Source organism: Marinobacter salsuginis (genome assembly GCF_009617755.1).
In the GTDB taxonomy this organism is placed as follows: Bacteria; Pseudomonadota; Gammaproteobacteria; order Pseudomonadales; family Oleiphilaceae; genus Marinobacter; species Marinobacter salsuginis.
This window is the reverse complement of record NZ_BGZH01000001.1, coordinates 1,922,565-1,940,937: the sequence shown is the minus strand read 5'-3', so window position 1 is coordinate 1,940,937 and position 18,373 is coordinate 1,922,565. Positions and strand designations below refer to the sequence as shown.

Below are 18,373 nucleotides of genomic sequence, written 5' to 3'. Positions count from 1 at the left end.
TAGGCTCCACGAAAGCCAACCCAGGCAGATCCTCCAGAGGGTGATTTGTTTCATGAGGTCTTATCCAGCCCGCTTGTTGATCAGTTTCCTGCTCCTGCTTGCAGCTCCTCTTGCAAACGCCAGTCTCAGACCCAGTGTTGTTTTTCTGTCTCCGGACGACTCCCGTTTCTGGCAACTGGTGGCCGGTTTCATGGAGGCGGTGGCGGAGGATCTCGAGGTAGATCTGGAGGTTCAGTACGACCGGGAGAGTCATCGATTCAGCTATCTTCGCATGGCGAAGGACGTGCTGGGCCGTGACGAAAAGCCGGACTACCTGCTGTTCATGTGCAAGGAGAATGTCACCGAACCCATGCTCAGGCTCGCGGATGGGGCGGGGGTAAAGGCGTTCACTTTCAATACCGATGTGCCTGACGCTGCCCGAGCCAGCATCGGTATGCCGCGAACCGTCTTGCCAAGCTGGCTGGGCCATCTCTCTCCGGACAATATTGCTGCCGGCCGCACACTGGTAACGCTGCTGGGCAAACAGGCCGAACAACTGGCGCTCGCCCCCCGAACCAGCATCCCCATGGTGGCCCTCTCGGGAACGCTGGATTCCTCTGCTGCCAAGGATAGGGATCGGGGGTTACTGGCGGCTGCCGTCCAGCAGCGCAGTGAGCTCCTGCAGCTGGTATACGCCAACTGGAGTCGTGAGCTGGCCAGGGAAAAAACAGAAGTCCTGCTGGAGCGCTATCCGAACACTGCCGCTGTCTGGAGCGCGAGCGATGGCATGGCACTGGGGGCCATTGAAGCTGCCCGGAATGCCGGCCGGGTCCCGGGGCAGGATCTGCTGGTGGGCAGTGTCGACTGGCAACCCGAAGCCCTGGATAAAATCCGGTCCGGGGAGTTACTGGTCAGCCTGGGGCGGCATTTCATGGGTGGTGGGCTTGCCTTGCTCCTCCTGCATGACTACCACAATGGCCGGGACTTCGATGATATGTCACCGGACTATGTGTTCCGCTACAAGCTGGAACCGGCAACCCGTGACAATATCGACCAGGTACAGCGCATTGCGGATCCGGAGAATTGGGGCAGTGTTGATTTCCGACAGTTCAGCCGTGTTGGCGAGTCTGAGACTGCGAAGGCCGTGCCTGACCCTGATGCCGTGCTGGATGCGATCACTGGAGCGCTGACAAGGCAGGAAACGGGCTCGGTAGCGAGCAGGCTCTAGGGCCTCGATATATCCTGCTCGAGACTCCCCTTGGGCATGTCAGGTTCTTCCTCGTCCTCGAAGAGATGGCCGTAGGCCTCACGCACACCGGAGACGATGAATTCGTGGGGCACGTCGTCGAACAGGCCGTGGTCGTTCACATATTCCATGTGCGCGTGACCGTCCTCGGTGTACTCCTGGAACATGGAATCGTGCACCCCGTCGAATTCCAGCGGTTCCACCTTCATCAGCTCGCACAGTTGCCGGTTGAACGCAGGGGTCGCCTTGACCCATTGCCCGTTCAGGAAAAGCTCAATGTAACCGTGCATCCGGAAAATGTCCGACTGCAGCCACTCGATCAGTTTCGGGCTTGAGAGATGATTGCGCACATCGGCCAGCCCAAGCCGGCTGGGAATGCCAATCGAGCGAGCTGCTGCGCCCAGAAGAACGGCCTTGGGGATGCAGTAGGTTTCGCCGGTTTCCAGGGCATAACTGGCGCTGAACGTATTGGCATCAGTCCGGAACACGTAGGGGTTATAGTTAATACTGTCGCGAACAGCGAGATAAAGCGTCTTGATCTGCTCCACCGGCTCATCAGGAACACCCTCCAGCTGTGACTCAATCCAGGCGGCTAGCCGGGGGTGGTCATAGTCGAAAAAGGCGGTGGGCTGGAGATAGCGTTCCATAGTCATCGGTCCGGTTTCAGGATCAACCTCTGATCGTGCTCAATTGGCAATCGTCAGGCAATGGCGGAATCCACCAGAACCATTGCCGAAAGTGCTCAGAGCATGGGGTTTGCAGTCTAAAGCTCCCGCATTAATTCGTAGGTGCACATATTAACCGCTGAAGCCAGGTTCAGGGATTCGATTTGGCCCTGGCCTTGAATGCTGTAGGGCGCCGCCTTTAGATGGTCGAGAGCTTCGCGCGGCACACCCCGGGCTTCGTTACCAAACAGATAACAGTCGTGCTGGCGGAAAGCCTGCGATGTCATCGAACCGCCATTGAGATCGAGGCAGGCGAGGCTCTGGTAGCGGTCGGCAAGGCTGGTCAGATTAACGTCGGTCTCAAGAGGCACGTGAAAGATCGCGCCCATGCTGGCACGCACCACCTTCGGGTTGAAGGGGTCGACACTGCCAGGGCTTAGCAGGCACCGGAAACCGCCGAACCAGGCCAGGCAGCGGAGTATGGTGCCCAGGTTGCCGGGGTCCTGAACCTCGTGCAGATAAATCGCTTTCTCCCCGGGCACCGGTTCAGCCGGTCGTTCCGGCATGGGGACCACCGCCAGAATCCCCTGGGGTGTTCGGGTGTCGGCAAGCTGTGCCATCTGGCGATCGCTGATGACATGGGTTCGGAATGGGCTCTGCCAGTGCTCATAGGCACCGGTGACGTACAGTTCCGAAGCCTTCAGAGCAGGTTGGCTGGCAACGGCTTTCTGCAGCTCAAGAATCAGGTGTTCACCCTCAACGAGGTAGTGGCCAAACGACTGCCGGTATTTTTTCTGGTGCAGCTTTTTGATGTCGGCCAGATTCACGAGGGGAGTCTCCGGTGAGGTGGGCTTGGTCGGTTCTGAAAAATCACAGAATGCTGGCCGGATTGTACGTGTGGCCAGCCCGGTTGTCAGGGTTTTGCCGCGGCCCGGCGCGGCACGTACAATGAGCGCTTGGCTTTCCCGTTCTGAAGAGACCCCATGGCCCGATCCAAAAGCAGTAACCGCTGGCTCGAAGAGCACGTCAACGACCCCTTCGTGAAGCAGGCGCAGGTGGATGGCTACCGCTCGCGTGCCAGTTACAAGCTACTTGAGATCAACAAGAAGGATCGGCTGATCCACCCCAACATGGTGGTTGTGGATCTGGGCTCCGCCCCCGGTGGCTGGTCCCAGGTGGCGGCCAAACTGGTGGGCCACAAGGGCCGTGTCATCGCCTCCGATATCCTGCCCATGGATGCCATTGCCGGCGTCGATTTTATCCAGGGTGATTTTACCGAGAACGACGTGTTTGAATCGATCATGGCCACCCTGGGCGATGACTCGGTCGACGTGGTGATTTCCGACATGGCGCCGAACATCAGCGGCGTGACCGTTGCCGACCAGGCCTCGTCCATGTACCTGGTGGAACTGGCGCTGGACATGGCAAGTCAGGTGCTGAAGCCCAAGGGCAGTTTCCTGGCCAAGGTGTTTCAGGGCGAAGGGTACGACGAGTACCTGAAATCCGTACGCGCCGTCTTCGACAAGGTGGTGGTGCGAAAGCCGGATTCCTCCCGCTCCCGCTCCCGGGAAGTCTACGTCCTCGGCAAGGGCTTCAAGGGCTGATTCAACCTGCAGCCCGGTCGAATCCCTGCATCACGTTCACCGCATTGACGCCGATGGCGTCGACGTCGTACCCGCCTTCCATGGTAAATACCGTTGGTAGTCCAAGCTGTGCGAGGCGCTGGCCCAGGGTCAGATAATCGCCTGAGGTCAGTTTGAAGAAAGAGATCGGGTCCTCCTCGAAAGTGTCGACACCCAGCGCGACCACAATGGCATCGGGCTGGAATGCCTGGATGCGCTCACAGGCTTTCTCCAGCCCCTGACTCCAGACACGGTATGGCGTGTTGGGCGGATAGACAATGTTCAGGTTGTAGCCTTCGCCTGAGCCCTCGCCAATCTCGTCTTCGAAGCCCAGAAAATGGGGAAACACCAGGTCTGGATCGCCATGCAGGCTGATGGTCAGCACGTCGTTGCGATCATAGAAAATCGCCTGGGTGCCGTTACCGTGGTGAAAGTCCACATCCAGGACCGCGACCTTGCCATAACCCTGGTCGCGGAAGGCCTGGGCCACGATGGCGGCATTGTTGAAGAAACAGTAGCCACCAAAAAGGTCGGCGTGGGCGTGGTGGCCGGGCGGGCGGCACAGGGCGAAGGCGGCGCGTTCGCCTTCGGCCACCAGTTTCTGGGCGGTCAAGGCCACGTTGGCGGAGGCCCGGGCCGCTTCCCAGGTGCCGTCCGAAATCGAGGTCTCCGCCGCAAAGCTGTAGTATCCCAGCCGGCCGTCGATGTCTTTGGGTAGCCGGTGGCGCATGCCGCGCCCGGCCCAGACCGCCGGAATCGCCTCGCCCGGTTTGCCGGCCGCCAGCCAGTCCTGCCAGCAGGTTTCCAGGAAAGCCACATAATCGGCCGTGTGAACCCGTTTGACGGGCTCCAGGCCAAATTCCTCCGGTTCCAGAATCTCCCCCAGCGCCTGATCCTTCACCCTTGCCAGGATGGTTTCGGCACGGGAAGGCTTCTCGTGGGGTTCGATCAGCAGCCCACCGTCCAGTTCGGTTTTGACCTGTCGGCGGCTGTGCAGTGGAGAGAATACGGTTTTCATGGTCCTGGGTGGGTCCTTGCTGAATGACGTGAGCACTTTGGCACAGGGAGCTTGATGGCTCAAAGGCATTGATTGTGGCAGGCTGAAACCTTTTGCAGACAGAGGGGATTACCGATATGGCGACGAGCGACAGGCCAGTAAAGGATGATTGATCTGATCGCGGACATGACCCTCGCCGAGGTGCTGGGCCAGGTGTGCGGTCTGGTAGCCTTGGGTTTCTGCATAGCCGGTTTCGCCAACAAGAACGATGACCGGCTGATGGTGCTGCTCATTTCCGCCAATGTGGCCTTTGCCCTGATGTTCGCGTTTTTCCAGAGCTGGACAGCGTCGGCACTGACGGTTCTGGTGATTTTAAGGATCGCCCTGGCCCGCAGATACCAGGGCAACTGGTCCATTATGCTGGGCATGCTGGCGGTGAACCTGCTTGTCGCCTGGGCGACCTGGAAATCGATCACCGACGTGTTCCCCCTCGCCGCCGCGGTATTCGGCACCGTGGGCATGTTCATGCTCCGGGGTATTCCCTTGCGTATCGTCCTCGGGCTGGCTGCCCTGGCGTGGATGCTCAACAACATCGTAATCGGCTCGGTGGGTGGCACACTGGCCGAAGGCATGGTGTTGGTCACCAACATCATCACCATCATCCGCCTCTACCGGCTTAAGAAGAAATACCCCGATTTCACCCCAGGCAGCTGATCCCGGGTGTCAGGCCAGCCGTTCCCGGCTCAGCTCTGGTGATGCAAGCTCACGGCTGGTCACACAGAGCGCTCCGCAGATTGCGCCGGCCCTCAGGCAGTCTGCCAGTTCGGCGCCTTGCAGGTAACGGTGCAGAAAACCGCTGAAAAACGCATCGCCGGCGCCGTTGGTATCGACCACCCCGGAGACTGGCATCACGGGTTGCTCCAGCCACCGTCCTTCCTTGTTCAGCAGCGTCGCCCCCTCCGAGCCGTGGGTGCACACCACAAACTCCTTACCCCGAGCTATCAACCCTTCCATGGTGGTGCGGTAGTCCGGAAGATTGTCGCTGGACAGGAAGATGGCCCGCGCGGCGTCGATAAAGGGTTCGTGGTAGGAGTTGTGGCCGTCGTAGTCGTGCAGGTCGGTCCAGATGGGCGTGCCTGAAGCCTTCAGCCACGGCAGGGCAGAGCGGGTGTAACCGAGGATGTTTACCACCGCCACGGCGCACTCTGCCAAAGCCTGTTGCGCCTGGTTCCAGTCCACCTGTTCCGGCTCCGGGGGCGGCTGGATGAACAGGGAAATACGTTTGCCGTCCGCGGACATCAGGTTCACATGCTGTTCGGTCGGGGCGTCGGTCTGTTCCGTCAGAAGCCGGATCCCGGGGTGGCCGAGTGCGACCTGAATCTGCTGGCCTTCCGGATCCTCGCCCAGCAATGTATGAAAGACGACGGTTTGCCCAAGAGCAGCCAGGTTCAGGCTTTTGCCAGCACCGGTGCTGCCCAGGGCCCGGTAGCTTTCCCTGGGCCAGATGGTCTGTGGCTCCGGCGTTGGTAGTGCCGGGAGGTGAATGATGGTATCCAGCGATGCGCCGCCGAGAATAAGGATCGGTTTTGTCATGGTGGTCTTGTCCGCAATCCGGTAGGAATTGCCATTGTAGGCGGGGTTTCAATTCTGCAGATCCTCCCTCCGACTACGCCCCCGGCGGACGACTGGCTGAAACAACCAGGGGCGGGGACCGCTTTGGCCAATTCCCGGGCCGCCAGCCCTGCGCTATCTTGATGACAGACCATTGATTATAAAAAGCGGACTGGAATCCGAGAGGGCAGGCAATGAGCAACCAGCATTTCGATGTACTGATCGTCGGCGCCGGTGTTTCCGGCATTGGCATGGCGTGTCACCTGAAGCGCGAGTGCCCAGGGAAATCATTTGCCAACCTCGAGCGCCGGCAAGCCCTGGGGGGCACCTGGGACCTGTTCCGCTATCCGGGTATCCGGTCGGATTCCGACATGTTCACCTTCGGCTACAACTTCCGTCCCTGGACCGGCGGCAAGGTGCTGGCGGATGGTGCGTCGATCAAGAATTATGTGTCGGAGACCGCCAGGGAACACGACGTGGAGCGCCACATTCGTTTCGGGCTGGCGGTCAAGACGGCAGACTGGTCGGGCGTGGACAAATGCTGGAAGCTCACGGCCCTGAACGAAGCAACAGGTGAAACCGAGCACTACACTGCCAACTTCTTGGTCGGGTGCACCGGTTACTACAATTATGATCAGGGCTACAAACCGGACTTTCCGGGCGAAAGTGATTTCCGCGGCCAGATCGTACATCCCCAGCACTGGCCCGAAGATCTCGACTACACGGGCAAGAAGGTGGTGGTCATCGGCAGCGGCGCAACCGCGATTACCCTGGTGCCGACCATGGCGGAGAAGGCCGCCCACGTGACCATGCTCCAGCGTTCACCCACTTATCTGATGCCTCTGCCGTCAACCGACAAGGTCACTCTGGCCTTGCAAAAGGTCCTGCCCGAGAAGACCGCCTACCGGCTGACCCGGGCCAGGAATATTTCTATTTCGCGTTTTCTCTACCAACGTTCCAGAAAGAGCCCGCAGTTCATGCGTCGGCTGTTCCTGGGCATCATCAAACGTAAGGTTGGCGACACCGCCGACATGCGGCACTTCACGCCGGATTACAATCCCTGGGACCAACGCCTGTGTGTGGTGAAAGACGGGGACCTTTTCCAGGCCATGAAAGCCGGCAAGGCCTCCATCGCCACCGATCATATTGATCGCTTTACGGAAACCGGCATACGCCTGAAGTCCGGCGAGGAATTGGCGGCGGATATCATCATTCCGGCCACCGGCCTGGATATCCAGATGCTGGGCGGAATCCGACCGACCGTGGATGGCCGGGAAGTGGTGATGAAAGACAAGATCATCTACAAGAACGTGATGGTAGAGGGTGTGCCCAATGCCGGCATGATCTTCGGCTATACCAATATCTCCTGGACACTGAAGGTGGATATTGCCGCCGAGTACCTCTGCCGGTTGATGAACCTCATGGACAAGCGAGGGTATCGCACCGTGGTAGCCCGTGATACCGAAAACAGCCGGGGCGAGGATACCGTCCTGGGCTCTCTCAATTCTGGCTACATCCATCGCGCTGCGGATCGCCTGCCCCGACAGGGTACCCATGGGCCCTGGAAATCGTCCCAGAATTACCTGGAGGATGTGAAAATCCTGAGATTCGAGCCGATCGAAGATGGCTATCTGGAATTCGATGGCAAGCGGACCCATGCGAGTCACAAGGAATCCGGTGGTTTCCTTCGGCCCCTGCGCTCGGCCCTGTTCGGGGCCTGAGCACGGAAGCCGTTCAGGCTCTTAAGTCATTCCCTGCCAAGGTACGCGGCTTGAATGGCAACCCATTCCTCGGATTCGGTCACTCGCAGTATCTCCTGGGAAACCGGTGCCCGAATTGGACTGCCCTCGGGCAAGGCCAATGCATAAAGCTGCTCTGCAAATACCCCCGGCAGGATAGTCAGCCGCTTCTCGCCCAGTTGCTGGTTGCGGTACTGCATCAGCGGCCGGTCGTAAACGATGGCATCGCTCTCGCCGTCGGCAACCGAGGTCATGGCAGCAGTGAGGTTGGGGTAGGTTTGGTAGCGAATGCGCTCTTCTTCCAGATAGCGCTGGCTGGCAGTCTGGCCAATGGTGGCGACAATTTTTCCTGGCAGGTCCCCAACGCCCTCGATACCGGTGCGCAGGTTGCTCACGGTCAGAGAGGAGGTGATGGCCGCGGTGAAGCTGGCGACCATGATCAAACCGGCAAACATCCACACCAGGGCAATCAACCGGCCCGGGAAAGTAACTGGAGCCTTGTCTCCGTAACCGACGGTGGTCATGGTGACAGCCGCCCACCAGAAGCTTGAACCGATCCCTTCGGCCGCAGAGCCCCCGAACTGTTCCGGATTTCGACGTCGCTCAACCAGCCAGAGCAGGAAGCCGACGGCCAGGAGCAGAGCGCCGAGAGCCAGTACCACGCTTACGAACTGCCAGCTGACCATGGCTCGCAGGCTACCGAGGAGGCTCTGCTCCGGCACCGGCGGAACTGCTATGGATAGACCGGTCTGATAGAAAGGGTGGCTGAAATCAAACCGGCCTTCGCGGTCTGCGGTCATGGTAAGGGCGCCGACGGCCACATCAATCTCGCCGTTTTCGGTGGCGTTCAACAGTTCGTTGAAGCTCATCGGTACCCATTTGAAGTCCCGGTCAATCCCGGCTGCCACTTCCTGCCAGAGGTCAACGCTGATGCCTTCCCAGCGTCCGTCACCGTTTTTCATTGCAAAGGGCGGCACCTCGGTAATTCCGACCCTCAGAGGGGAGGTCTGGGCATGGACCTGGACTGAGATCGCCAGTGTGAGCAGAAAAAACCAGGTGAAAATCCTGTTTACCATAGCTTGTTGCGGCCCGTTTCGGGGCCGCGCTCCCTTTTAATTATCAACAGGTTATTCGAAGGCGGAACGAATCACGTCCCGGTAGTTACGGATTCGCTGCACATAATGCACTGGCTCGTAGCCCCGGGCGTATCCGTAGCGGGTGCTTGGGTAGTATCGCTTGTCCGCCTTGAGGGGTAACACCTCGGTCATGTCCTGCCAGGAGTCCGGATTCTTGTTCAGGGTCCTGGCGAGCGCGCGGGCATCCAGCAGATGTCCACGTCCGATATTGTAGCTGGCCAGGGCCAGGAACGTGCGGTCCGGCTCCGGAATGGTTTCCGGCAGGCGGCGGTGTCTGTCAGCCAGATAGCGTGCACCGCCATCAATGGCCGCCTCAGGGTCCAGCCGGTTGGTCACGCCCAGTGATTCGGCAGTCCGCTGGGTCAGCATCATGATGCCGCGAACACCGGTGGGCGATTTTGCGGCCGGGTCCCAATGGGACTCCTGGTAGGACAGGGCGGCGAGCAGGTCGGCCGGCATACCGGTTTTCGCCTCGGCTTCCCGGAATTCGTCGATGAACTCGGGCAGACGGTCCTCGATCCGGCGGTTCAGCGCTCTCAGATCGACAAAATCGAAATCACCAATGTAGGAATAATAGCGGTTTTCCATCAGGCCGATGGCTTCATCGCCGTCGACGCTGTTCATCCATTCATGGGCGTCGTCACCGAGCGCCTGAAAGTTCTTGGGCAGGTACCACCCCAAATTACGACCGTCCGTCAGCGTCATGGCGACTTCCAGGTGCGGGAAATGCCTGCGCATCACCTGAACTATGTTGGAATCGGCGACGGTGCACCCCACCTCCTGCTCGGCAACGTCGGAGAGAATCACCTCTGTGGTACGGTCTGCATCCTCTTCGAATTCGATGCCGGGGTGTTGCTCGTTGAGCATGTTCAGTGTTTCGACATAGCTGGACCCGGCAGTCACGACGATATCGGTGCCGGGGATGTCCTCGGGTTTGCGGGGCATGGGTCGCGAATCGCGATGGCAGACCAATTGTTCGGTAATCTCGGTGTGGGCCGGTCCACGGGCAAAGCGTTCATCCCGTGAGGCCAGGTGAGTCAGGCCCGCTGCCGCCAGATGGGTGTTGCCGGCCTCAAGGGCATCGAGAACCTCGCTGGTGGACTCCAGCATGGTCCATTCCACTTCCCATCCACGTTGCTCGGTATAGGCACTGATAAGCGCGTGCTCGGGGCCGACGGGGTTTTCATGCCGATCCAGGTAATAAGTCGTGGAGCCGTTGCGGGTGGCGACTTTGAGAATGCCGGTTTCCGATGGCGGTTTGAGTTCTGCTGTCGGCTGAGTTGTCGTCTGTTGGCTATTATTTTCACTGCAGCCGGCGAACAGCAGCGGCAAAAACAGAATACCGGGTGCGAACTTCCATCGAGACATAGCGAAGTCTTTCCTGTCTTTTGGGATTATGCCTACGTATAAACACGTATCTCCCTACCATAGTACTCGCTATCTGCCCTTTCGGATTCCTCCAACCAGATTTGCTCGCGTTTTGCCCCTCCTCGAAGCGCACTGATGAGTTGTGTTCTATGCTGAAATTCTCTGCAAACTCTCCGGAGGACACCATGCGCTGTATTCTCAGACTTGCCCTGATAACTTCAACTCTGCTGTTCGCAATGCACGCACAGGCGGCAGACGGGTTAGTCACGGTCAAAAGCAGCCACGACGTCAAAGCCACGGCGGACAAGCTCGAGTCTGTGCTGAAGGAAAAAGGCATGACGGTCATGGCGCGGGTTAACCATCAGCAGGGCGCTGAAAAAGCCGGGCTGGAACTTCGTCCGACCGAAGTGGTTATTTTCGGCAACCCCAGAGTCGGAACGCCCCTGATGCATTGCGCCCAGAGCGTCGCCATTGATCTGCCCCAGAAAGCCCTGATCTGGGAGGATGCCAACGGCGAGGTGTGGCTGGGGTATAACAATCCACAGTACCTGAAGAGCCGCCATGGCATTGACGGTTGCGATGAGGTGCTGGAAAAAATCAGCGGCGCACTCGGGAATTTTGCCACCGCCGCAACGCAGTAGATTAGCGTATTTCAACCGCCCGGGAACCGCTCCAGTATCGGCTGTTTACCGCCCGGTTCCTTCGGATGCTTATTATAATCACCTATGGCTAATTGGCCGGGGCTCTGTTAATGTGCCCGCATCCTGCCTCTAGGGATTCCGCAGTTTAAGGCTCCAAGCCCGTGCGACCTATCCATACGACCTGTCAGAGGACGTCACCCCGTTAACGGCGCGTGACCGTAGTCGTCTTTTATTCCATGAATGTTCATGGCATCTGCCCGCATTCACCTGTAACGGTGTTCGTGGAGGCAGAACAATCAAGAGTTTATCTATATGAGTTTTTCTTCACTCGGTTTGTCCGAGCAGCTGGTTCGTGCCACGTCTGACCAGGGTTATGACACCCCGTCGCCCATCCAGGCCCAGGCCATTCCTGCCGTGCTTTCTGGCCGGGACGTTATGGCGGCTGCCCAGACCGGTACCGGCAAAACCGCCGGCTTTACTCTGCCTCTGCTGCAGCGCCTGGGCGAAAACCCGCGCACCGGCAAAGGCCCCCGCGCCCTGATTCTGACGCCTACCCGTGAGCTGGCGGCGCAGGTTCATGACAGCGTGAACCTTTACAGCAAATACATCCCCACCAAGGCGGCTGTGGTCTTCGGTGGCGTGAAAATCAATCCGCAGATGATGAAGCTGCGCAAGGGCCTGGACGTTCTGGTGGCAACGCCCGGCCGTCTGATGGATCTTTACCAGCAGAACGCGGTGCGCTTCAACGAAGTGGAAATCCTGGTTCTGGACGAAGCCGACCGCATGTTGGATATGGGCTTTATCCGTGACATTCGCAAGATCCTTGCGCTGCTGCCGGCCAAGCGCCAGAACCTGTTGTTCTCTGCCACCTTCTCCAACGATATTCGCAAGCTTGCCGAAGGCCTGCTGAATAACCCGGTGCAGGTGGAAGTCGCCGCCCGGAACACCACCGCTGAAAAGGTAAAACAGTCGGTGTATCCGGTAGACCAGAGCCAGAAGACGGCTCTTTTGAGCAAGCTGGTTCGGGACAACAGCTGGGATCAGGTGCTGGTCTTCACCCGGACCAAGCACGGTGCCAACCGCCTGACCCAGAAACTGGAGAAGGACGGCATCACCGCGGCTGCCATCCACGGCAACAAGTCACAGGGCGCCCGCACCCGCGCGCTGGCGGACTTCAAGGCCGGCGAAGTGCGTGTTCTGGTAGCTACGGATATCGCTGCCCGCGGCCTGGACATCAAGCAACTGCCCCAGGTGGTGAACTTTGAGCTGCCGAACGTGCCGGAAGACTATGTGCATCGTATCGGCCGAACCGGTCGCGCTGGCGAGAGTGGCCATGCCCTGTCACTGGTCAGTGCCGATGAAGGCAAACTGCTCGCAGGCATCGAGAAGCTGATCAAGAAGCAGCTGCCACGCAAGGAAGTGGAAGGTTTTGAGCCGAAGAACAACCTGCCGCTCAAGCCCAAGGCAAAGGCTGACCCTAGCCGCGCCCGTAACCGTAATGGTAACGGCGGTGGCAATGGTCGTCCCGGTGGAAAGCCGAAAAGCTTCGGTGCCAAGCCGGGTGGTCGCAGCGGTGGCCGTAGCCAGAATGGCGGTGGAAACCGGGGCCGATCAGGCCAGCGTCAGAGCGCCTGAAGGCAGTTAACACCTTTCAGAAAAGCGGTGCCTTGCTCCGCTTTTCTGTTTGTGGCGCCTGACTTTCCTGCACGGTTTGCTCTAGTATTCAGGGTCTGAATTCTGGCCGGCCAGGCACTCTCAGCTTATGCAGGAATCCATCTCCCTCCGGGCTCAATTGGGCCTGATTGCCCCCAAACGGCTGATGTCGGATTGGCAGTTCTTGGTTGCGCTGGTGGCCGGCTGCCTGGTCAGCATTGTGCTGACCATTCTATTCGATGGGAGCGGCTGGCAGGACGCGGATCTTCTGTCGATCCTGTCTTTGATTCTCTGGGCCCCCGTTATTGAGGAACTGGCCTTCAGGGGGGTGGTACAGGGCTGGCTGTCGGGAACCTCCCTGGGCAAACGGGGTGTTGCGGGTCTGTCATGCGCAAACCTGTTTGCAGCGCTCCTTTTTACCGCCTGGCATCTGGTTTATCGAACCCACCTCATGGCCTGGCTGGTTTTTGTGCCTGCGCTGGTTTTCGGATACTTCCGGGACCGCCACGGGTCTCTCGTGCCCTGTGTGATTCTACACGCTGCCTACAACGTGTCGCTTCTGCCAGGCTGGTATTTGCCCTGATGAAATTTTGATCAGGGTCAAAGTCAGGGTTTCGTTTGTGTATCAGTCTGAAACACGGGAAATTTTTCGAGGTGTCTATGAAAGCATTCAGCCAGCATGGGGCATTTCTGCGGCGATTTGTCGCACTTTCGGTAATCGTCCTGACCGCCTGCAGTGATGGTGGCGGGTCGGCAGAGAACGCTGGCGATGACACCGATCCGAACGAACCACCCGAGGATGTTCTGCCGTCACTGACAACCCAGGTCGAGCACTGGAGCCCAACCGGTGTATTCCTGGCGGCGGCGGACTGCGGGCAGTGCCATACGGCCAGCAATCCTGGCGATAGTCCGGCAGTGCTGAGGGCTCCGGACCCGCAAGTATCGGCGGTGCAGCCGTCACCGGGTGGAGTGGATATCAGCCCTTTTGCAGACTGGAAAAGCAGCGTCATGGCCAACGCGTTTACTGACCCGTATTTCCGGGCCAACATGATGCATGAGGCGGAAACCTTCCCGCATCTGGCCGGTTTTATTGAAGACAAATGCCTTACCTGCCACAGCCCCATGGCCAGAACCCACGCGCATCAGACGGGAGTAGGGCTTGAGGATGGCTTTTATCGGGCAGAACAGGCCCTGGTAGACCCCCATGCCCGCGAGGGGATCAGTTGCACTGCCTGTCACCAGATCACCGATTCTGTCCTGACCGGAAATGCCTACCCGGACGGCGTGCATTCCGGAGATTATGAGATTCCGGCAGCGGGCGAGCCAGGCGCATTCACCATCCATGGCCCCTATCAAAACCCTCAGGGACAGGCGATGCAGAATCAGGTTGGTTTCATGCCCGCGTACGGCCAACAGATGCAGGATTCGCGGCTCTGCGCCAGCTGCCATGAGCTGTATACCCCGACCATTGATATAGAAACGGACCAGCCCAACGGTGAAGACTTTCCCGAGCAGACGCCCTTCACGGAATGGGCAAGCAGCAATTTCGGCCCCAGTGGCAGCAACACCCGTTCCTGCCAGCAGTGCCATATGGCGCGGGAAGAGATCGGGGAGAACTTCCTGACCCGGCTAGCGGTGAGGCCGGATGGCAGCGTGAATGCAAACTGGCCCGAGCGCCAGCCTTTTTCACCGCACGTTATGCTGGGCGGAAATACCTGGTTGCTGGAAACGCTCGAGTTGTTCCGGGAGGAGCTCGGGCGCGATTCGATCAATGAGGAAGGCGACTTTGCAGCCACGGCGGAACTGACCCGCGAGTTCCTGAAAACCGCTGCGACCCTCTCGGTCACCGGCGAAGGCATAGCAAGCGGTGAATTGGTTTTCGATCTGACGATCCAGAATGAAAGTGGCCATAAACTGCCCACCAGTTTCCCGTCACGCAGGGTCTGGGTGGGAACCCGAGTGATCGATGCCAATGGTGCGGTGGTTTTTGCAAACGGTGCACCAGACAACAGCTTCCGTTTACCCATGGATGAGGATTTCACGTCGGAGGCCTGTCTGGCGGCCAAGAAACCTCCCGGTTTCGATTCGGAGGCCTGTTATCTCGGGCATGTCAGTGAAGTCCGTTCCGAACAGGATGTACCCGTCTACGAGGCCGTACTGGGCTCCACGACCGGAGATATAACCCATATTCTGCTTTATGCCTCGACCCTCATGAAAGACAACCGTATCCCGCCCCGCGGTTTTGACAACGCCGCAGTACCGAACGATGTCCGCCCAGTTGGCGTTCAGGGCGACAGTGATTTCAACGCGTCCAATGAAGGCCGTGACACTATCCGTTATCGCATTCCCGTGGGCACGTCACTGGCGTTGCCTCTGCAGGTTGAAACAACGCTTTACTACCAGGCCATCCGCCCTACGTTTATCGACGGTTTGCACGGTGAGCACGAATGGGTTGACGAGTTCCAGACGATTGCGAGGCTGAACCCACCGCCCGCCGAGGTGATGGCTGAGCTGAGTTTCCAGGTTCAGTAGGATTGAATTAAGAGGCTCAGGGAAGAGTGGTTTAATGGTGGCGAGTGGGCAAAAAAAGGCGGGGCCGGAGAAGCCCCGCATAGGAAAGCGCACCTTCCGCCAGCCAACAGACCGTGGCGACTGGCGGAGGCACGGGGATCAGAACTTGTAGGATACGCCTACCATGTAAACCCAGGGGTCGATATCCACATCAATGGTGCTGGTATCAGCAACGGCATTGCCTGCATAAGCGTTGATGGTGGCTTCGGTGTCGATGTCGATCCACCATACCGCCGCGTTGATACCCACGTTTTCGGTGATCATGTAATCAAGACCAATCTCGGCGGCCAGACCAAAGCTGTCATCCAGTTCGATGTCGGTGCCATTGATACCCGGGTTTCCTGCCACCGCATCATAGGTGGTGGTCAGCGTCTGGGTGGTCTTCTCTTCAAAGAAGTTGGTGTAGTTTATGCCGGCACCAACGTAGGGCTGGAATTTGCTACCACTGGGCATCGGGAAGTACTGCAGCGTGATGGTGGGCGGCAGGTGCTTGGTTTCTGCCAGCTTGCCAGTGCCACCCAGAGCTGCGCCGTCACCCTTGATGTCGTGCTTGAACGGAGTCGCCGCCAGCACGCCAACACCGATCTGGTCAGTCAGCATGTAGGTTGCAGTCAGGCCCAACTGGCTGTTGGAATCGACGCTCACTTTGGCGCCATCAATTTCGCCGAGAGCGTTGGAGTTCAAGTTGCTGCTGGAGGAATCCGGATCAACCGTTGCCACACCAACGCGACCAATAAAATCACCGGCTTCGTACGCCTGAACAGCCGGAGCTGCCGCCATCACTGCTGCAGCCAGAACACCAAGTTTGAATGTACGGGACATATCCATCTCCTTAACCTGAATCGTTGATGACTGCAGATTAATGACATCGGGAAATGGAAACTTGATATAGCGCAAGAATGCCCGGGCAGTTGCACGGGTTTGATCGGCGGATTGATTCAACTCAAAAAAACAGACGGTGGTGCTTTGACTGTGGGTATTGCGGATGGTCAGGCCGAGTGCTTTTTCCCTGCTGGCAAGCTCTCTTCCGGGACAAACACATCCCGAATGGAAAGGGCCTGGCCGTCGGCGTCCTGAACTTCCACCGTGTGAATCGGTCGACCGGTGGCGCGGTCGCGCAGGTCGAGGGGGGGCTCGTCTGGAGCCGGATTCCATTTATCCCCCCACTGACGAAGGGCAATAACCACCGGAAAGAGGTCCCGGCCCTTTTCGGTCAGGCGGTATTCGAAACGTGATCCATGCTCGCCCACGTCAACTTTGCGCAACACGTCATTGTCCACCAGCCGTGCCAGACGATCGCAAAGGATATTCTTGGCAATGCCCAGCTCCTGCTGGAAATCGACGAAGCGCCGGGTGCCATACATGGCGTGCAGCACAATGAGGAGGGACCACCAGTCACCCACTTCATTGAGGGCGCGGGCGACGGAACAGCTGGAATCATCAAAACGTTTTCTGGCCATTTCCGGAGTGTACCGAATAGGGTTGCATTTTAAAACCAGATTCAATAGGGTTGCTTTACGAAACCAAATTAATGAGGTTGCACATTACCATGAGCATGAATCTTGGACCGCTTTTCGAACCGTTTGAACTCCACAACCTCAAACTGCGCAATCGTGTGGCCATGGCGCCCATGACCCGCAACTTCTCGCCGGATGGTGTTCCGGGGGAAAACGTGGTGGCCTATTATCGCCGCCGTGCCGAAGCCGGTGTGGGCCTGATCATCACCGAAGGTACAACGGTGAATCATTCCGCCGCCAATGGTTATCCGAACGTACCGGCATTTCATGGGTCTGAGGCCCTCGAAGGCTGGAAGAACGTGGTAGACGCGGTACACGAGGCCGGCGGCGCGATTTTTCCGCAGCTCTGGCATGTGGGTGCCGTCCGGAAGGAGGGAACACCTCCGGATCCCGCAGTTCCGGGCTACAGCCCCTCCGGTCTGTTTGCCCCGGGCAAGCCCAACGGCAAGGCTATGACCAAAGAAGATATTGACGACGTGATCACCGCGTTTGCCGACGCAGCCCAGGATGCCAAAGCCCTCGGTTTTGACGGCGTGGAGATCCATGGTGCCCATGGTTACCTGCTGGACCAGTTCCTGTGGGAGGGCACCAACCAGCGCGATGACGAGTACGGCGGCAGCCTGGAAGATCGCCTGCGCTTTGTGGTCGAGATTGTGGAAGCAGTGCGTCACCGGGTAGGCCCCGACTTCCCGATCATGCTGCGCTTCTCCCAGTGGAAGCAGCAGGATTACGAAGCCAAACTGGTTCATAGCCCCGAGGAACTCGAGCGGTTCCTGAAGCCTCTGGTGGAAGCCGGTGTGGACATTTTCCACGCATCCACCCGCCGTTTCTGGGAGCCGGAATTCGAGGGCTCGGATCTGAACCTCGCTGGTTGGACCCAGAAGCTTTCGGGCAAGCCCACCATGTCGGTAGGCAGTGTCGGGCTGACTGAGGATTTCATCAGCGGCACCTTTGCGAGCAAGCAGGAAGCGGTTGAGAAGGCCGGTATCGATGAACTGGTGGAGCGGATGAACAACCACGAGTTTGAGCTGATCGCCGTTGGTCGAGCGCTTCTGCAAGACCCTGAATGGTTGATCAAGGTGAAAGAAGGCCGCCTGAACGAAGTGGAATCCTTCGCCAAGAAGTCTCTCGCCAAGCTGTATTGATTATCCCCTTCGATCGGACGATCGACACTTGCCGCAGTGCCTTCGGGCCTGCGGCTTTTTTATCCGATGAACCTGTCGTCTTCGTAATCGCGTCTGCTCAGAGACACGTTATGATGGATGAAATTCACCCGAATATGAGGGATCAGTATGTCGATGATTAGTTCGATTAGAGCGCTGTCTGTGGCACTTGTGATGGTTGCCATGGTGGGTTGTGCGACCGTTGGTAAAGACTTTGCCACCCACAATGTCGACCAGATCCAGATTGGTGAAACCACGCGAGCCGATATCCAGGAGATGTTCGGCGAGCCGTGGCGTACCGGTATCGAGGATGGCAAACGCACCTGGACCTATGGCAAGTACAAGTGGTCTGCCTTTGGTGATGCGGAAACCACCGACCTGGTCGTTCGGTTCAACCAGGACGGCACTGTCTCGTCTTACGTTTACAACACGACTGAGTAATCACTGAGGTAAACAGGCGCGGGG

General features: G+C 58.5%; 18 protein-coding genes. 10 read left to right on the top strand and 8 right to left on the bottom strand.

Annotation, left to right across the window (positions count from 1 at the left end; genetic code table 11):
- Positions 1-52: 52 nt before the first annotated feature.
- On the top strand, positions 53-1,207 hold the full coding sequence (locus GJU83_RS08875) for an ABC transporter substrate-binding protein (RefSeq protein ID WP_069182356.1): 1,155 nt from the start codon (positions 53-55) through the stop codon (positions 1,205-1,207).
- Here GJU83_RS08875 and GJU83_RS08870 read toward each other — a convergent pair.
- Positions 1,204-1,872 carry a transglutaminase-like domain-containing protein gene (locus tag GJU83_RS08870; RefSeq protein WP_069182355.1) on the bottom strand — a complete coding sequence of 223 codons (669 nt, stop codon included), beginning with the start codon at positions 1,870-1,872 and terminating at the stop codon, positions 1,204-1,206. The genes GJU83_RS08875 and GJU83_RS08870 overlap by 4 nt on opposite strands.
- Positions 1,873-1,988: 116 nt before the next feature.
- Positions 1,989-2,717: a TrmH family RNA methyltransferase gene (locus GJU83_RS08865; RefSeq protein WP_153634134.1), complete on the bottom strand. Its 729-nt coding sequence runs from the start codon at positions 2,715-2,717 to the stop codon at positions 1,989-1,991.
- Positions 2,718-2,873: 156 nt separating this feature from the next.
- Between GJU83_RS08865 and rlmE the strand changes: the two genes are divergently transcribed.
- The gene (gene rlmE / locus GJU83_RS08860; RefSeq protein ID WP_153634133.1) at positions 2,874-3,494 is read left to right on the top strand and encodes a 23S rRNA (uridine(2552)-2'-O)-methyltransferase RlmE; all 621 of its coding nucleotides are present in this window, start codon (positions 2,874-2,876) and stop codon (positions 3,492-3,494) included.
- A gap of 1 nt (position 3,495) precedes the next feature.
- Here rlmE and GJU83_RS08855 read toward each other — a convergent pair whose 3' ends face one another.
- Positions 3,496-4,530 (bottom strand): histone deacetylase family protein, encoded by a 1,035-nt coding sequence (locus tag GJU83_RS08855; protein WP_069182352.1) that lies wholly within the window; start codon positions 4,528-4,530, stop codon positions 3,496-3,498.
- A 144-nt stretch (positions 4,531-4,674) separates the two neighbouring features.
- On the opposite strand from GJU83_RS08855, the gene GJU83_RS08850 reads away from it, so the two are divergent.
- Positions 4,675-5,223, top strand: coding sequence for a YgjV family protein (locus GJU83_RS08850; RefSeq protein WP_153634132.1), 549 nt, complete (start codon positions 4,675-4,677; stop codon positions 5,221-5,223).
- Positions 5,224-5,232: 9 nt separating this feature from the next.
- Here GJU83_RS08850 and GJU83_RS08845 read toward each other — a convergent pair whose 3' ends face one another.
- A complete protein-coding gene (locus GJU83_RS08845) occupies positions 5,233-6,102 on the bottom strand; it encodes a carbohydrate kinase family protein (RefSeq protein ID WP_153634131.1) in 870 nt (289 codons plus the stop codon).
- A gap of 212 nt (positions 6,103-6,314) precedes the next feature.
- On the opposite strand from GJU83_RS08845, the gene GJU83_RS08840 reads away from it, so the two are divergent.
- Entirely contained in the window at positions 6,315-7,841 is a 1,527-nt protein-coding gene (locus tag GJU83_RS08840) for a flavin-containing monooxygenase (protein WP_153634130.1), read from the top strand.
- A 26-nt stretch (positions 7,842-7,867) separates the two neighbouring features.
- Here the strand turns inward: GJU83_RS08840 and GJU83_RS08835 are convergent, their stop codons facing one another.
- Both GJU83_RS08835 and mltF read right to left on the bottom strand, forming a co-directional pair.
- Positions 7,868-8,935, bottom strand: coding sequence for a transporter substrate-binding domain-containing protein (locus GJU83_RS08835; protein ID WP_153634129.1), 1,068 nt, complete (start codon positions 8,933-8,935; stop codon positions 7,868-7,870).
- Positions 8,936-8,986: 51 nt separating this feature from the next.
- A complete protein-coding gene (gene mltF, locus GJU83_RS08830; RefSeq protein ID WP_153634128.1) occupies positions 8,987-10,363 on the bottom strand; it encodes a membrane-bound lytic murein transglycosylase MltF in 1,377 nt (458 codons plus the stop codon).
- A 185-nt stretch (positions 10,364-10,548) separates the two neighbouring features.
- Between mltF and GJU83_RS08825 the strand changes: the two genes are divergently transcribed.
- The 4 genes from GJU83_RS08825 (at position 10,549) to GJU83_RS08810 (ending at position 15,189) form a co-directional block, all read left to right on the top strand.
- Positions 10,549-11,004 carry a DUF302 domain-containing protein gene (locus GJU83_RS08825; protein WP_153634428.1) on the top strand — a complete coding sequence of 152 codons (456 nt, stop codon included), beginning with the start codon at positions 10,549-10,551 and terminating at the stop codon, positions 11,002-11,004.
- A gap of 312 nt (positions 11,005-11,316) precedes the next feature.
- Complete coding sequence (locus GJU83_RS08820) at positions 11,317-12,639, top strand: DEAD/DEAH box helicase (protein WP_153634127.1); 1,323 nt, start codon at positions 11,317-11,319, stop codon at positions 12,637-12,639.
- Positions 12,640-12,766: 127 nt separating this feature from the next.
- Entirely contained in the window at positions 12,767-13,240 is a 474-nt protein-coding gene (mrtJ, locus tag GJU83_RS08815; RefSeq protein WP_228715162.1) for a JDVT-CTERM system glutamic-type intramembrane protease MrtJ, read from the top strand.
- Between the two features lie 77 nt (positions 13,241-13,317).
- Positions 13,318-15,189 carry a cytochrome c3 family protein gene (locus tag GJU83_RS08810; RefSeq protein ID WP_153634126.1) on the top strand — a complete coding sequence of 624 codons (1,872 nt, stop codon included), beginning with the start codon at positions 13,318-13,320 and terminating at the stop codon, positions 15,187-15,189.
- Between the two features lie 138 nt (positions 15,190-15,327).
- Here the strand turns inward: GJU83_RS08810 and GJU83_RS08805 are convergent, their stop codons facing one another.
- Entirely contained in the window at positions 15,328-16,050 is a 723-nt protein-coding gene (locus GJU83_RS08805) for an OmpW/AlkL family protein (protein WP_153634125.1), read from the bottom strand.
- Between the two features lie 167 nt (positions 16,051-16,217).
- Positions 16,218-16,688: a winged helix-turn-helix transcriptional regulator gene (locus tag GJU83_RS08800; RefSeq protein ID WP_153634124.1), complete on the bottom strand. Its 471-nt coding sequence runs from the start codon at positions 16,686-16,688 to the stop codon at positions 16,218-16,220.
- Between the two features lie 89 nt (positions 16,689-16,777).
- On the opposite strand from GJU83_RS08800, the gene GJU83_RS08795 reads away from it, so the two are divergent.
- Entirely contained in the window at positions 16,778-17,890 is a 1,113-nt protein-coding gene (locus GJU83_RS08795; protein ID WP_153634123.1) for an NADH:flavin oxidoreductase, read from the top strand.
- Positions 17,891-18,043: 153 nt separating this feature from the next.
- Positions 18,044-18,349 (top strand): outer membrane protein assembly factor BamE domain-containing protein, encoded by a 306-nt coding sequence (gene bamE / locus GJU83_RS08790; RefSeq protein WP_069182339.1) that lies wholly within the window; start codon positions 18,044-18,046, stop codon positions 18,347-18,349.
- Positions 18,350-18,373 lie beyond the last annotated feature (24 nt).

Excerpts from the sequence above, each read along its gene's own strand:
- GJU83_RS08840 (WP_153634130.1), top strand. The coding sequence starts at position 6,315 with ATGAGCAACCAGCATTTCGATGTACTGATCGTCGGCGCCGGTGTTTCC.
- mrtJ (WP_228715162.1), top strand. The coding sequence starts at position 12,767 with ATGCAGGAATCCATCTCCCTCCGGGCTCAATTGGGCCTGATTGCCCCC.
- GJU83_RS08835 (WP_153634129.1), bottom strand. The coding sequence starts at position 8,935 with ATGGTAAACAGGATTTTCACCTGGTTTTTTCTGCTCACACTGGCGATC.
- GJU83_RS08870 (WP_069182355.1), bottom strand. The coding sequence starts at position 1,872 with ATGGAACGCTATCTCCAGCCCACCGCCTTTTTCGACTATGACCACCCC.
- mltF (WP_153634128.1), bottom strand. The coding sequence starts at position 10,363 with ATGTCTCGATGGAAGTTCGCACCCGGTATTCTGTTTTTGCCGCTGCTG.
- GJU83_RS08875 (WP_069182356.1), top strand. The coding sequence starts at position 53 with ATGAGGTCTTATCCAGCCCGCTTGTTGATCAGTTTCCTGCTCCTGCTT.
- GJU83_RS08850 (WP_153634132.1), top strand. The coding sequence starts at position 4,675 with ATGATTGATCTGATCGCGGACATGACCCTCGCCGAGGTGCTGGGCCAG.
- GJU83_RS08820 (WP_153634127.1), top strand. The coding sequence starts at position 11,317 with ATGAGTTTTTCTTCACTCGGTTTGTCCGAGCAGCTGGTTCGTGCCACG.
- GJU83_RS08825 (WP_153634428.1), top strand. The coding sequence starts at position 10,549 with ATGCGCTGTATTCTCAGACTTGCCCTGATAACTTCAACTCTGCTGTTC.
- bamE (WP_069182339.1), top strand. The coding sequence starts at position 18,044 with ATGATTAGTTCGATTAGAGCGCTGTCTGTGGCACTTGTGATGGTTGCC.
- GJU83_RS08795 (WP_153634123.1), top strand. The coding sequence starts at position 16,778 with ATGAGCATGAATCTTGGACCGCTTTTCGAACCGTTTGAACTCCACAAC.
- GJU83_RS08800 (WP_153634124.1), bottom strand. The coding sequence starts at position 16,688 with ATGGCCAGAAAACGTTTTGATGATTCCAGCTGTTCCGTCGCCCGCGCC.
- GJU83_RS08855 (WP_069182352.1), bottom strand. The coding sequence starts at position 4,530 with ATGAAAACCGTATTCTCTCCACTGCACAGCCGCCGACAGGTCAAAACC.
- GJU83_RS08810 (WP_153634126.1), top strand. The coding sequence starts at position 13,318 with ATGAAAGCATTCAGCCAGCATGGGGCATTTCTGCGGCGATTTGTCGCA.
- GJU83_RS08805 (WP_153634125.1), bottom strand. The coding sequence starts at position 16,050 with ATGTCCCGTACATTCAAACTTGGTGTTCTGGCTGCAGCAGTGATGGCG.
- rlmE (WP_153634133.1), top strand. The coding sequence starts at position 2,874 with ATGGCCCGATCCAAAAGCAGTAACCGCTGGCTCGAAGAGCACGTCAAC.
- GJU83_RS08845 (WP_153634131.1), bottom strand. The coding sequence starts at position 6,102 with ATGACAAAACCGATCCTTATTCTCGGCGGCGCATCGCTGGATACCATC.